A 13768-nucleotide genomic window follows, 5' to 3' on the forward strand; every position below is an offset into this window, starting at 1 on the left:
TTCCGACCTCGCTGCGCTCGGCCACCCTCTCCCCTGATGGGGAGAGGGAATGGGTCATCCGATCATTCCCTGTGCTGCGGGCGAGTTCGCTTCGATCGTGTCGCTGTCGGGCACTTGCGGCCCGTCGCCGCCGACCGGTTCGAGCACGATATGACCGACCGCGGTGTTGCTGGCGGGGACGTGATAATGGCGGTGGAGGCAGCGCGTCTCGCGGCCCAGCGCGCCGCGCATGATCAGCCACATCACCATCTCGATGCCCTCCGAGCCGGTCTCGCGCAGATATTCGATGTGGGGGATGTGGCGCAGCGCGTCGCTGTCGCCGATCAGCCGGTCGAGGAAGCGATTGTCCCATTCCTTGTTGATCAGTCCGGCGCGTGGACCCTGGAGCTGGTGGCTCATCCCGCCGGTGCCCCACACCTGCACGTTCAGATCCTCGGGGAAGCTCGCCACCGCGCGCGCGATCGCCTCGCCCAGCGCCCAGCAGCGATTGCCCGAGGGCGGCGGGTAGGTGACGACGTTGACCGCGAGCGGAATGACGCGGCACGGCCATGCATCGGGCTTTCCGAACATCATCGACAAGGGCACGGTGAGCCCGTGGTCGACGTCCATCTCGTTGATGATGGTCATGTCGAATTCGTCGAGGATGCAGCTCTGCGCGATATGCCAGGCAAGGTCCGGGTGGCCCTGCACCACCGGCACCTGGCGCGGCCCCCATCCTTCGTCGGCGGGCTGGAACTCCTCGGCGCATCCGATCGCGAAGGTCGGGATGATGCGCATGTCGAACGCCGAGGCATGATCGTTATAGACCAGCACGACGACGTCAGGCTTCTGCTCCGCCTCCCACGCCTTCGTCCATTCATAACCGGCAAAGGCGGGCTTCCAATATTCCTCGCCGGTCTTGTCAAGATCGGATGCGACGCCCAGCGCGGGGATGTGGCTGGACGCGACGCCTGCGGTGATGCGCGCCATCACTTCTTCTCCCGGATCGAGCGGACGCCTTCGGGCGAGCGGCCGCCGGCGAGCATCATCGCCTGATACTCCTCGAGGCTCATGCCGCTCATCGTCGACACCGCCTGGAGGAAGCTCTTGCCGTCGGTCGAGAAGACCTTGGCCATGAAGTAGATGTTGCCGCCCAGATCGAGCAGCTTGTTGTAATCGCGGGCAAGCAGCGCCTCCTCCTGCTCCGGCGTGAGTTTCCATTCCTTGAGATAGGCGCGCTCATCGGCCTTCCAGCGCTCGCGATTTTCCGCCTTCATCAGGCTCATAGCGAACTGGTTGAGCTTGTAGCCCTGGCGCGCTCGCTTGGCGGTGAACACGCGGGTGCCGGGAATATCGTCGAATTCGGCGAGATAGCTGTGGATGTCGCGAGGTGATGTCATGGATCGCTCCTGGAACCCCGCCGGACGGGGAAGGGGACCGCCGCAGGCGGTGGAGGGGACGCGCCGCGGGGGTCGCGTGCGCGGCGCGCCCCCTCCGCCAGCGCTTCGCGCTGACACCTTCCCGAGGCGGGGCGGACCGGGAAGTCCGCAGTCACAGTCCGCGCGCCTTCAGCCGGGCGTCGAGACGGGGATAGACGCGGCGCGCATTGCCTTCGAAGATCGCGTGCCGCTGCTCGGCCGTGATCGGGAGGGCGTCGACATAGCGTTTGGTGTCGTCGAAATACTGGCCGGTCTGCGGATCGACGCCGCGCACCGCGCCCACCATCTCGCTGCCGAACAGGATGTTCTTCGTGTCGATCACCTCGGCGAGCAGGTTGACGCCGGGCTGGTGGTAGACGCACGTGTCGAAGAACACGTTGTTCATCACATGTCCGTCCAGGCTCGGCTGCTTCAGCATGTCGGCCAGCCCGCGATAGCGACCCCAGTGATAAGGCGCCGCGCCGCCGCCGTGCGGGATGATGAAGCGCAGCGTGGGGAAATCCGCGAACAGGTCGCCCTGGATCAGCTGCATGAAGGCGATCGTGTCGGCGGCGATATAATAGGCGCCGGTGGCGTGCATCGCCGGATTGCAGCTGCCCGAGACGTGGATCATCGCAGGCACGTCCAGCTCGACCATCTTTTCGTAGAAGGGATACCAATAGCGGTCGGTGAGCGGCGGATGCTCGAACTTGCCGCCGCCCGGATCGGGGTTGAGATTGCAGCCGACGAAGCCGAGCTCGGTTATGCAGCGCTCCAGCTCGGCGACGGAACCCGCCATGTCCGCCTTTGGGTTCTGCGGCAGCATGCAGACGCCGATGAAGGTCTCGGGATAGAGATCGACGCACCGCTTGATGAGATCGTTGTTGTAGCGCGCCCAGGCGGTCGCCACCGCTTCGTCGCCGATGTGCGGCGCCATGGCGGAGGCGCGCGGCGAGAAGATCGTCATGTCCGCGCCGCGTTCGCGCAGCAGGCGGAGCTGATTCGTCTCCAGCGTCTCGCGGATCTCGTCGTCGGAAATGGCCGGATAGGGCGGCGGGCTTCCCCCTTCCCGGAATGCGGCCTTCTGCGCCTCCCGCCAGTCGCTGTGTGCGGCCGGCGCGGTGGTGTAATGGCCGTGACAGTCGATAATCAGCGTCATGCGGCCCTCAGCGTGTCGAGTTTGGCGGAAAGCGTGGCGGGCGCGCCAAGGCTGCGGTTGCCGATCTCGCGCTGGCGCTGCGCGGTGGCGCGGCTCATCGGCGAGCCGGTGCCGAGCGCGTCGAGCGTCCTGGCCACTTCGTCCATCTCGGCGGCGCGGCGGCTGCCGTGGACGAGCATGCGATCGAGATTATAGTCGAAGCGGCGGCTCCAGTCGGCGCCGGGCCACGACGCGTCGAGCGAAGCGATCACTCGGTCGAGCACGCCCGCCGCGTCGGCGGCGAGCACGCATTCGGCCGACAGCGCCTCAATCCCCTTCACCATTACCGAGCGGATCATCTTCACTGCAGACGCATCGCCGATCCGCTCGCCGGCGACTTCGATCGAAGCGAAGCCCGCCTGCTCCAGCGCATCGGCGGCGGCGTGCGCATCGGGTCCGGAGACGAGCAGCGGCACCGCGCGCCCCTTCGGCCGTACCGGCGCCATCACCGCGACATCGACATAGCGGCCGCCCGCCGCCGCGATGCTTTCGGCCGCCGCGCGCTTCGTATCGGGAGCGACCGAGTTCATGTCGCAATAGAGTGCGCCGGCAAGTGGCGCGCGCGCGGCATCCGTCGCCGCGGCAAGGGCCTGATCGGCAGTGACGAGCGAGAGGATCAGGTCGGCACCGCGCGCCGCATCGACGCTGGTGGCGGCATATTCGACGCCCGCTTCGGCCATGGCGTTGCGCATCGCGCCGTCCTCGCGCACATCGAACGCGACTCCGGGCGATTCGAGCCCCGTGGCGAAGGTGGCGCCCGCCTCGCCGAATCCGATCCAGCAAATCCTCATGGCCGCGATGCTATCGAGCCGCCCGGGCCGGCTCCAATGCGATCGCCACCGCAGCCATTAGTTTTTACGAAGTAAGTGTCTCCAGGCCGAGTTCGGACAGGAACGCCCCTTGCAGTGGCGTGAGGCGCCAGCCGGCGCGGGTGGTGACGCCGATCGTGCGGACGATCGCGGGCGGCGCGGAGCAAAGGATCGTCAGCCAACCGGCTTCGAGCTCGACCGCCACCTGATCGGGCGAGAGCAGGGTGAGGAAGTCGCTCGACATCATCAGCTGGCGAATCGCGATTACCGAACCGCATTCGACCGGCACGCGCGGCACGGCAAGCCCGGCGCCGGCGAACATCGCTTCCCAATGGTCGCGCAGCGGCGCGCCGGGCGCGGCCACCGACCACGGATAGCGCGCGAGCATATCGAGACTGGGATCGGTGCCGGCGAGGGGATGGTCGGCACGGCCGATCACCACCGGCCGATCCTCGAACAGCGGGCGCTGTTCGAGATCCGCGCCGGGAGCGGGATCGCGCAGCGCGCCGATCAGCAGATCAAGCTCGCCGTCGCGCAGCGGCCCCACTAGCTCGGCATGGCTGCCCTCCGACACGACGATGGTGTAGTGCGGGTAGCGCGCGTGAAACCGCGCGATCGCGGCGGGCAGCAGGCGTGCGCGGCACAGCGGCATCGCGCCGATCGCGATGCGGCCGGTTTCCCGCCCGGCGAGCGCGGCGAGTTCCTCGAGTCCCGCATTGAGTTCCGCGCTGGCGAGCGCGCAGGCGCGCGCGAGTTCGCCGCCCCGGCGCGTGAGCGTAACGCCGCGCCCGCGCCGTTCCACCAGATCGCGGCCGAGGGCCACCGACAGATCCCGCACCGCGCGGTGCAGCGAAGCCTCGCTCACGCCGATGGCGTGCGCCCCCCCGGCATAGCTGCCGGCGCGGGCGAGCGCCAGGAGTGCACGCATCTGGGCCGCCGTGACGCGCGGACTGGCGATGCGCGCGAGCGCGGCGGCGATGCGCGGGACGAACAACGCGGCGGCGGGCGTGGGGCGCATGCCGCCGCTGCTGCGTTCGAACAGCGGCATGCCGATCTGGTGCTCGACGCGCGCCAGCCCTTGAGTGATGGCGGATTGGGTGAGGTTCACTTCATGCGCGGCGGCGCTGATCGTGCCGTGGCGGTGAATCGCCAGTATCGCACGCAAGTGGCGCAGGTTGAGATCGCTCGCCGGCATCATGGCACGCTTAACAAGAACTTATGGTGCGGGGCCAGTTCTGACTTCCGCGACCGCGCACTCCGTCCGACATTAGCCGCGCAAGGCGATGGAGAAGGCGATGGGCGGCGTTGTGGTGCAGGCGATCGAGCGTGCGGAACGATCGGTGATTGATCGGCTGGCGGCGTGCGGCGTGGCCACGGTGCACGAGGCGCAGAGCCGCACCGGGCTGCTCGCGCCGCACATCCGCCCGATCCAGAGCGGTGCGCGCGTCGCCGGATCGGCGGTCACCATTTCGGCGCCGCCCGGCGACAACTGGATGGTGCATGTCGCGATCGAGCAACTGCGCGAGAGCGACATATTGGTGCTGGCGCCGACCAGCCCGTGCAGCGACGGCTATTTCGGCGATCTGCTCGCGACCTCGGCGCAGGCGCGCGGGTGCCGTGGCCTCATCATCGACGCCGGGGTGCGCGACGTGCGCGACCTGAAGGAAATGAACTTCCCCGTCTGGTCGAAGGCGGTGTTCGCGCAGGGAACGGTGAAGGCGACGCTGGGTTCGGTGAACGTGCCGGTCGTGTGCGCGGGGGCCGCGATCCAGCCGGGCGACGTGATTGTCGCCGACGACGACGGCGTGTGCGTGGTGAGGCGGGACGCCGCCGCCGCGGTCGCCGACAAGGCCGAGGCGCGCGAGGCGAATGAGGAGGCCAAGCGCGTGCGGCTGGCGGCGGGCGAGCTGGGGCTCGACATCTACGACATGCGCGGCAAGCTGGAGGCGATGGGGCTGCGCTATGTCTGACGGCGTGCCGGTGCTGTGGATGCGCGGCGGCACGTCGAAGGGCGGATTTTTCCTGAAGGACGATCTGCCCGCCGACGCGGCCGCGCGCGACGCGCTGCTGCTGCGCATCATGGGGTCGCCCGATCCGCGCCAGATCGACGGCATGGGCGGCGCCGATCCGCTCACCTCGAAAGTCGCGGTGGTGTCGCGATCGGCGCGTGAGGGCGTCGATCTCGACTATCTGTTCCTCCAGGTGTTCGTCGATCAGGCGATCGTCACCGACAGGCAGAATTGCGGGAACATGCTCGCGGGGGTGGGTCCGTTCGGGATCGAGCGCGGGCTGGTGCCGGCGGCGGGCGACGAGACTCGCGTCACCATCTTCATGGAAAACACCGGCCAGGTCGCCGTGGCGACGGTGCAGACGCCGGGCGGGCGAGTGACCTATTCGGGCGATGCTCGGATCGACGGCGTGCCGGGCAGCGCGGCGCCGGTCCCGCTCGAATTCCGCGACACCGCCGGGTCGTCGTGCGGCGCGCTGCTGCCCACCGGCAATGCTGTCGACATGATCGAGGGCGTCGCCTGCACGCTGGTCGACAATGGCATGCCGTGCATCGTGCTGAAGGCGGCGGATGTCGGCGCGAGCGGCTATGAGGAGCGCGAGACGCTCGACGCCGCCGAGGAGGTGAAGGCACGTATCGAGGCCATTCGCCTCGCCGCCGGGCCGATGATGAACCTTGGGGATGTCACCGAGCTGTCGGTGCCCAAGATGATGCTGGTCGCGCCGCCGCGCCACGGCGGGGCAGTGACGGTACGCAGCTTCATTCCCAGGCGCGCGCATGCCTCGATCGGCGTGCTCGGCGCGGTCAGCGTCGCGACCGCCTGCCTCGTGCCCGGCTCGCCCGCTGCCGAAGTGGCCGACATTCCCCAGGGCGCGCGCAAGACGCTGTCGGTCGAGCATCCGACCGGCGAGATGACCTGCGTGCTGGAGACCGACGCCGCGGGCGCGGTGATCTCGGCCGCATTGCTGCGCACCGCGCGCAAGCTGATGGATGGGGTGGTGTTCGCATGAGCATGGACGAAGCAGAGCGGATTCGCAGCTGGACGCTGGCGCCGTCGAAGCCGCGTTTCGTTCCGCCGCCCGGCGCAGTCGACGCGCACTGCCATGTCTTCGGTCCCGCCGAGCGCTTCCCGTTCAGTCCCAAGGCGAAATATCTGCCGCAGGACGCCGGACCCGACATGCTGTTCGCGCTGCGCGACCGGCTGGGCTTCGCGCGCAACGTGATCGTGCAGGCGAGCTGCCACGGCACCGACAACGCCGCCATGCTGCACGCGATCGCCAAGTCGCAGGGCCGCGCACGCGGCGTCGCGGTGGTCGATCCGGCGATCGGCGCGGCGGAGCTGGCGATGCTCGACGGGGGCGGGATCCGCGGCATACGCTTCAATTTCCTGAAGCGGCTGGTCGACGACGCGCCCAAGGACCGGTTCCTCGACGTGGCGCGCAGGCTGCCCAAGGGGTGGCACGTCGTGGTCTACTTCGAGGCCGACATATTGGACGAGCTGCGTCCATTCCTCGATGCGATCCCGGTGCCGCTGGTGATCGACCATATGGGACGTCCCGACGTGACGCAGGGGCCGGGCGGGGCCGACATGCGCGCGTTCCGCGCATTGCTCGATAGCCGCGAGGACATCTGGTTCAAGGCGACCTGCCCCGATCGGCTCGACCCAGCCGGGCCGCCCTGGGACGACTTCGCCGGGGCGGTGGCGCCGCTGGTCGCCGATTATCCCGATCGCGCTCTATGGGGCACCGACTGGCCGCACCCGAACATGCAGGATGCGATCCCCGACGACGGCGCGCTGGTCGAAATGATCCCGCGGATCGCGCCGACGCCCGAACTGCAGCACAAGCTGCTGGTCGCCAATCCGATGCGGCTCTACTGGCCGGAGGAAGTCCGCGCCAAGGGCTGATCCGATTGACGCGGCGCGGGAAACATGGCTTGCACGCGCTGCATGTCGGACGAACAGAAGATCGGCGCATTGGCGCCGCTGGTAGGGTATCATCTGCGCCGTGCGTCGGCCGTGTTCGCGGTCGATTTTGCCGCAGTGATGGAGGGGACCGGCCTTCGCCAGGTGCCGTTCGCGGTGCTGTCGGTCGTCGCCGCCAATCCCGGGATCAATCAGGGTTCGGTCGGCCGCATTCTGGGCATCAAGCGCGCCAACATGGTGTCGCTGATCAACGAACTGATCGACAGGGGCCTGGTCGATCGAACGGTCGATCCGAACGATCGCCGCGCCTTTTCGCTGACGCTGACCCCGGGCGGCGACGCCGCGCTCGCCGACGCGCTGGCCCGGATCGGCGTGCATGAGCGGGAGTTGCTCGCCGATTTCGACGATGCGGAAAAGGCCATGCTGCTCGATCTGCTGAGCCGGATCGAGCGCCGCAATCCCGCTGAGACTGATGGCGGGGACGACTGACGGGGTGCGTCAGATCAGGCCGAGCAGCTTCGCGGCATTGCCCTTCAGGATCTTTTCCCGCAAGTCCGGCTTGAATCCGGCGTCGTCATAGGCGGCGATCCACTTGTCCGGCGGGATCAGCGGGAAATCGGAGCCGAACAGGAATTTGTGCCCCAGCTGGCCGTTCGCATAGCGCATGATCTGCGGCGGAAAATATTTGGGGCTCCAGCCGCTCAGGTCGATGAAGACATTGGGCTTGTGCAGCGCCATCGACAGCGACTCGTCGGTCCAGGGCCAACCCGGATGCGCGAGGATGATCCGGATGTTGGGAAAACGCACCGCGACTTCATCGACCAGCATCGGCTGGCCGTATTTCAGCCGGATGCCGCCGCCGCCCGCCATGCCGGTGCCCAGCCCCGAATGGCCGGTGTGGAAGATCGCGGGCAGGCCATAATGATCGATCACTTCGTAGAGCGGCCACGCCATCGGGTCGCCGGGATCGAAATTCTGCAGCGGCGGGTGGAACTTGAAACCCTTCACGCCGTGCTTTTCGATCAGGTCGCGCGCCTCGATCGCACCGCGCTTGCCCTTGTGCGGATCGATCGAGGCGAAGGCGATCATCACGTCGGCGTTGGCGGCGGCGGCCTCGGCGACTTCCTCGTTGCGGATGCGCTTGATGCCGGTGCCTGCCTCCATGTCGACGGTGAACATGACGAAGCCGATGTCGCGCTCGCGATAGTGTGCGATCGTCTCGGGGATCGTCGGGCGGCGCCGATCGGTCTTGAAGTAGCGGGTGCTGGCGTCGAGGAATTCGCCGAAGATCGGGTCCTCGGGATCGCAGCACGACACCTCGGCATGGACGTGGATGTCGATCGCCTTGAGCTTGCCGAGGTCCATCTGCCTGTCTCCTATTCGGCGAGAATCAGCGCGTCGAGCGCGACCACGCCCCCGCCTCGCGGGTAGACCACCACCGGATTGAGGTCGATCTCGCGGATCACGGGCGTGCCCGCAAGCACGCGGCCAAGCCCGGCGATCAGATCGGCCACCGCCTCGATATCGAGCGGCGGCGACCCGCGATAGCCATCGAGCAGCGCACCCTGCTTCAGCGCGCGCAGCTCGGCGCAGATCGCGTCGTGGGTGAGATCGTGCGGCAGCAGGCGGACGTCGTGGAGCAGCTCCGCGGTAACCCCACCGAAGCCGACGAGGATCACCGGCCCCCAATCGGGATCGTTGCGCGCGCCGACGATCAGTTCGGTGCCGCGCTTGCCCATCGCCTCGACCAATGCGCCATCGAGCGCGATGCCAGGGTCATAGGCGGCGACGTTGTCGAACAGCGTCGTCCAGGCGGCATCGAGCGCGGCATCGTCGGCGATGTTCAGCAGCACGCCGCCCGCGTCGCTCTTGTGGCTGAGCGCGGCGGCCTGCGCCTTGAGGACGACCGGATAGCCGATGGTGTTGGCGATGGCCTTCGCCTCGTCCGCCGAGCGTGCGAAGCCGCCCCGTGGAAAGGGGATGGCGGCGGACGCGAGCAGCTCCTTCGCGCGATATTCGGGCACGACGCCGTGCGGCAGGTCCAGGGAGACCGGATCGGCTGCGACGCGCTCGAAGTTGCGCTCGGCGCGGCGGGCGAGGTGGCGCAGCGCGCGAAACGCGCGGTCGGGAGAGGGGAAATAGGGTATGCCGAGCGCGCGTAGCGTTTCGATATATTCCGGTGGCACCGGCGCACCGTCGTCGAGTCCGGCGAAGATCACCGGCTTGTCGGGCGAAAGCGTGCGCACCGCATCGGCGATCGGCGGAAATTTGCGCGCGCTGGTGGCCTCGTCCGTCTGGATGATACCAAGCACCAGCGCCGCGAAGCCGTCGTCGGCGAGCAGCGGCTCCATCGTGCGGCGGTAAAGATCGGGATCGACGAGCGCCTGTGCGGTGAGGTCCATCGGGTTCGAAATCGGGATGAAGTCGGGAATCGCGCCACGCATCGCCGCGGCGGTCGCGCCGTCCATCGGCGGCAGGTCGAGCCCGATCTTCTCAGCAAGGTCGAGCGTCAGCGCCTTGAACGCGCCCGATTCGGTCAGGACGGCGGTGCCGCCGCGTCGCACAGGCCTGGCGCGCGTGACGAGTTCGAGAACGTCGCCCAGCGCTTCGAGACTGTCGACCAGGATAACGCCCGCGCGCTCGACCTTGGCGCGCATCAGCTGCCAGTCGCCCGCCATTGCGCCGGTATGCGTCGCGGCCGATTCGCGCGCGGCGCTCGACGTGCCCGGATGCAGCAGGACGATCGCCTTGCCCGCCCCGCGTGCCCTTTCCGCCAGCGCGAGGAACGCCTGGGGCTTGCGGAACTGCTCGACGATCATGCCGATCGCGGGCGTTGCGGGATCGTCGATCAGATGCGCGACATAGTCCTCGACTCCGCTCGCGGCTTCGTTGCCGGTCGAGACAGAGACGGTGATGCCGAGGCCCTTGGCCATCAGCGTTGTGCCAAGCACCACCGCCATCGCGCCCGACTGGCTGACGATGCCAACCGCAGGCTTGTTCTCGAGATCGAGGACGGGCGCCTCGACGAAGGTGAGCGGCACACCAGCGGCATAGTTGACCATGCCGAGGCAATTCGGCCCCTCGACGATCATGCCGCTTTGCGCGGCGATGCGCGCGACTTCAGCCTGTGCCGCGAGACCTTCCTCGCCGCCCTCCGCAAAACCTGCCGAGAAGATGATCGCCGCGCCCGCCTTGCGCTCCGCCAGTGCGCGTACCGCGTCGAGCACCGCTCCGCCCGGGATGGCGAGCACTGCGGCATCGACACCTTCGGGCAGGTCCGCGATCGACTTCAGGCACGGTCGCCCGTCGATCGTCTCGCGCCTGGGATTGATGAGGTGGATGTCGCCCGAATAGCCGTGGCGCCCCAGATTGCGCAGCACGCTGTTGCCCAGCGCGCCGGGCGTGGGCGAGGCGCCCACGATCGCCACCGATCGCGGAGTGAGCAGGCGGGACAGGTCGGGCATCATTCTCATCCGTTAGAGGACGCGGGGTGCGCGCGCGTGGGGACGAAGGGCGCGGTTCTCGACTGCGCGCGAACCGGACGGGGATTGGGGCCGCGAGGGACCCCGATCCTCACGACCTGGAACGTTCCTTGTCGTAGGCGCCGAGGCCGGGCTTGTAGCTCTTCTCGTCGATGAACTGGCGGATGCCTTCCTTGCGCCCCTCGTTGTCGTAGGAGTTCGCGGCTTCCTGCGCTCGCACGAGATAGTCCTCGGCGTTGTCATAGGTCATTTCCGAAACGCGGCGGATCGCGTCCTTGGTGCCCTTGAGCGCGACCGGGTTCTTCGCGAGCAGCACCTTGGCGACTTCGGTCACGCGGTCCTTGAGCGCGTCGAGCGGCAGCGCTTCGTTGACGAGGCCCCATTCCGCGGCGGTCCTGCCGTCGATATTCTCGCCCATCAGCGCGTGATACATGGCCTTGCGGAACGACATCAGCTCGACCGCGATCTTGGTCGCGCCGCCGCCGGGCAGGATGCCCCAGTTGATCTCGGACAGGCCGAACTGCGCGTCCTCGGCGGCGAAGGCAAGGTCGCATGCGAACAGCGGGCCATAGCCGCCGCCGAAGCACCAGCCGTTGACCATCGCGATCGTCGGCTTCTGATACCAGCGCAGGCGGCGCCACCAGCCATAGCTTTCGCGCTGCGCCTGACGCGTGGAGCCGAGGCCCTGCGCCTCGGTCTCACGGAAATATTCCTTGAGGTCCATGCCCGCGGTCCAGGCTTTGCCTTCGCCGCCCAGCACCAGCACGCCGACGTCGTCGCGGTGTTCGAGAGTGTCGAGCACTTCCATCATGTCGCGGTTGAGCGTGGGGCTCATCGCGTTGCGCTTGTCGGGGCGGTTGAAGCGCACCCAGGCGATGCCGCCTTCCACGTCATAGGCGACGACGCCGTTGCTGCTGAGTTCGGTCATTCGATTCCAGTTCCTCTGTTCGCCCGCGCGCGGGCCTATTCGACGATGAAGAATTCGATCACGACATGGTCGGGCATGCGGATGCCGCGCCCCACGAAGGTCTTTTCGCGCAGCCACTGGTGCGGACCCGGGGGCGGATCGAACACCGGCGAGCTGCGGAAATAATAGCTGGCGGGCGGCACCTGCTCGCCGCGCGCGATCGCCTGCGTGACGGTTTCGTCCGCCACGCGCACGCCGGGATTGTGGATCCCAATCAAGGTGCCGTCCTCCGCCTTCAGGAAATAACGCGCCTCGATACGCGTAAAGCCGCCCGGATAGATGGTCTGCCAGTCGCCGCCGCCCGAAGCGACGGTTCCGGTCAGCCGCGGACCGCTGATCGTTCCTCCGGTGATCGGGATGAACCGCCGCCGGCCGCCGTCGATCTCGCCCTGCTCGATTGGCGGGGCGACTTCGACCCGCACCGAAAAGGCATAGGTGAGCCCGGGCGGCGCGGGAGGGGCGGACTGAGCGGAGGCGGAACCGGCGAGCGACGCTGCCGCCGCCAGTCCCGCCAGCGCGAGGCCGAAGTGGGAGGTTATCGGCATCGCGATCAGATGGGATAATGGCCGGGTTCGGTTTCGATCGTCACCCAGCGCAGTTCGGTGAAGGCGTCGATCCCCGCCTTGCCGCCGAAGCGGCCATAGCCCGACGCCTTGACGCCTCCGAACGGCATCTGCGCCTCGTCATGCACGGTCGGGCCATTGACGTGGCAGATGCCCGACTTGATCTGCCGGGCGATCTTCAGACCGCGCGCGGTGTCGCGCGTGAAAACCGCAGCGGACAGGCCGTATTCGGTATCGTTGGCGAGTTCGATCGCATGCGCCTCATCGCGTGCGCGGACGATGCCGACAACGGGACCGAAGCTTTCGTCGCGGAACAGCTTCATCTCCGGCGTGACCTTGTCGATCACGTGCGCGGGCATCAGCACGCCGTTCGCCTCGCCGCCGTTCACCTGTTCGGCGCCGTTCGCGAGCGCATCGTCGATCAGCGCGCGGACACAGTCGACCGTCTTCTGGTTGACCACCGCGCCCAGCGGCGTCTTGCCCTCGCGCGGGTCGCCCACCGCCATGCCGCCCACCTTATCCCTGAACTTGGCGACGAAGGCGTCGGCGACGGCATCGACCACGATGATCCGCTCGGTCGACATGCAGATCTGGCCCTGGTTCATGAATGCGCCGAACGCGGCGGCCTTCACCGCTTCGTCGAGATCGGCGTCCTCGAGCACGAGCAGCGGCGCCTTGCCGCCCAGTTCGAGCAGCACGGGCTTGAGGTGTCCGGCGGCGCGCTGCGCGATGATCCGGCCGACCGAAGTCGAGCCGGTGAAGTTGATCCGGCGGACATGCGGGTTGTCGATCAGCGCGCCCACGATCTCGGGCGCGTCCTGCGGCGCATTGGTGACGATGCTCACCGTGCCCTCGGGCAGGCCGGCGTCGGCGAAGGCTTCGGCGATCAGGCTGTGGGTGCGGGGGCATTGCTCGCTCGCCTTGAGCACCATGGTATTGCCGCAGGCGAGCGGTACGGCGATGGCGCGCACGCCAAGGATGATCGGCGCGTTCCACGGCGCGATGCCGAGCATCACGCCCACCGGCTCGCGCAGCGCCATCGCGACGCAGCCCGGCTTGTCGGACGGGATCACTTCGCCCGCGATCTGCGTGGTGAGCGAAGCGGCCTCGCGCACCATGCCGGCGGCCAGCATCAGATTGAACCGTGCCCAGCCCTCGGTCGCGCCGATTTCGGTCATCATCGCATCGACGAACTGGTCGGCCTTCGCCTCCAGCGCGGCGGCGGCCTTGTTGAGCAGCGCACGGCGGGCGTTCGGGCCGAGTGCGGACCATTCCGGGAATGCCCTGGCGGCCGCTTCGGCAGCGGCATTGGCATCGGCGACGGTGGCCGCCGGGGCGGTGGTGGCGACTTCGCCGGTAACGGGATTGAGTCGCGTGAAAGTGGCGGTGCCGGACGCCGGCGGAGCTATGGTTGCCATGA

General features: G+C 68.0%; 14 protein-coding genes. 4 read left to right on the forward strand and 10 right to left on the reverse strand.

Translation table 11 applies throughout. From position 1 onward, the window contains the following. Positions 1-54: 54 nt before the first annotated feature. The 5 genes from H7V21_RS12860 to H7V21_RS12880 all read right to left on the reverse strand — a co-directional run bounded on the left by H7V21_RS12860 (position 55) and on the right by H7V21_RS12880 (position 4599). Positions 55-969, reverse strand: a complete 915-nt coding sequence (locus H7V21_RS12860; protein ID WP_188054128.1) for a class III extradiol dioxygenase subunit beta — start codon at positions 967-969, stop codon at positions 55-57. Then, on the reverse strand, positions 969-1379 hold the full coding sequence (gene ligA / locus H7V21_RS12865) for a protocatechuate 4,5-dioxygenase subunit alpha (protein ID WP_188054129.1): 411 nt from the start codon (positions 1377-1379) through the stop codon (positions 969-971). Before ligA ends, H7V21_RS12860 begins: the two co-directional genes overlap by 1 nt. A 151-nt stretch (positions 1380-1530) precedes the next feature. After that, positions 1531-2556, reverse strand: coding sequence for an amidohydrolase family protein (locus H7V21_RS12870; protein ID WP_188054130.1), 1026 nt, complete (start codon positions 2554-2556; stop codon positions 1531-1533). Further along, complete coding sequence (locus H7V21_RS12875; protein WP_188054131.1) at positions 2553-3386, reverse strand: NAD(P)-dependent oxidoreductase; 834 nt, start codon at positions 3384-3386, stop codon at positions 2553-2555. The genes H7V21_RS12870 and H7V21_RS12875 overlap by 4 nt, the downstream gene beginning before the upstream one ends. Positions 3387-3450: 64 nt before the next feature. Beyond that, on the reverse strand, positions 3451-4599 hold the full coding sequence (locus H7V21_RS12880) for a LysR family transcriptional regulator (RefSeq protein WP_188056543.1): 1149 nt from the start codon (positions 4597-4599) through the stop codon (positions 3451-3453). A gap of 100 nt (positions 4600-4699) precedes the next feature. Here H7V21_RS12880 and ligK point away from each other — a divergent pair, with 100 nt between their 5' ends. Genes ligK through H7V21_RS12900 form a run of 4 tightly spaced genes read left to right on the forward strand, consistent with a single transcriptional unit; the run spans position 4700 to position 7825 of the window. Next, entirely contained in the window at positions 4700-5374 is a 675-nt protein-coding gene (gene ligK, locus H7V21_RS12885) for a 4-carboxy-4-hydroxy-2-oxoadipate aldolase/oxaloacetate decarboxylase (protein ID WP_316715151.1), read from the forward strand. Continuing rightward, positions 5367-6422, forward strand: coding sequence for a 4-oxalomesaconate tautomerase (locus H7V21_RS12890; RefSeq protein WP_188054133.1), 1056 nt, complete (start codon positions 5367-5369; stop codon positions 6420-6422). Before ligK ends, H7V21_RS12890 begins: the two co-directional genes overlap by 8 nt. Continuing rightward, positions 6419-7318: an amidohydrolase family protein gene (locus H7V21_RS12895; protein WP_316715153.1), complete on the forward strand. Its 900-nt coding sequence runs from the start codon at positions 6419-6421 to the stop codon at positions 7316-7318. The genes H7V21_RS12890 and H7V21_RS12895 overlap by 4 nt, the downstream gene beginning before the upstream one ends. A gap of 42 nt (positions 7319-7360) precedes the next feature. Next, the gene (locus tag H7V21_RS12900; protein ID WP_188054134.1) at positions 7361-7825 is read left to right on the forward strand and encodes a MarR family winged helix-turn-helix transcriptional regulator; all 465 of its coding nucleotides are present in this window, start codon (positions 7361-7363) and stop codon (positions 7823-7825) included. A gap of 9 nt (positions 7826-7834) precedes the next feature. Here H7V21_RS12900 and H7V21_RS12905 read toward each other — a convergent pair whose 3' ends face one another. The 5 genes from H7V21_RS12905 to H7V21_RS12925 all read right to left on the reverse strand — a co-directional run bounded on the left by H7V21_RS12905 (position 7835) and on the right by H7V21_RS12925 (position 13766). After that, positions 7835-8701 carry an amidohydrolase family protein gene (locus H7V21_RS12905; protein ID WP_188054135.1) on the reverse strand — a complete coding sequence of 289 codons (867 nt, stop codon included), beginning with the start codon at positions 8699-8701 and terminating at the stop codon, positions 7835-7837. Positions 8702-8712: 11 nt separating this feature from the next. Continuing rightward, entirely contained in the window at positions 8713-10803 is a 2091-nt protein-coding gene (locus tag H7V21_RS12910) for an acetate--CoA ligase family protein (protein ID WP_262503865.1), read from the reverse strand. 106 nt (positions 10804-10909) lie between these two features. Beyond that, positions 10910-11746, reverse strand: coding sequence for a p-hydroxycinnamoyl CoA hydratase/lyase (locus tag H7V21_RS12915; protein WP_188054136.1), 837 nt, complete (start codon positions 11744-11746; stop codon positions 10910-10912). Positions 11747-11781: 35 nt separating this feature from the next. After that, positions 11782-12330 (reverse strand): DUF3237 domain-containing protein, encoded by a 549-nt coding sequence (locus tag H7V21_RS12920; RefSeq protein WP_188054137.1) that lies wholly within the window; start codon positions 12328-12330, stop codon positions 11782-11784. A gap of 5 nt (positions 12331-12335) precedes the next feature. Next, positions 12336-13766, reverse strand: coding sequence for an aldehyde dehydrogenase (locus H7V21_RS12925; protein WP_188054138.1), 1431 nt, complete (start codon positions 13764-13766; stop codon positions 12336-12338). Between the last annotated feature and the right edge of the window lie 2 nt (positions 13767-13768).

This window comes from Sphingosinithalassobacter sp. CS137 (genome assembly GCF_014334115.1).
Classification (GTDB): domain Bacteria; phylum Pseudomonadota; class Alphaproteobacteria; order Sphingomonadales; family Sphingomonadaceae; genus Sphingomonas.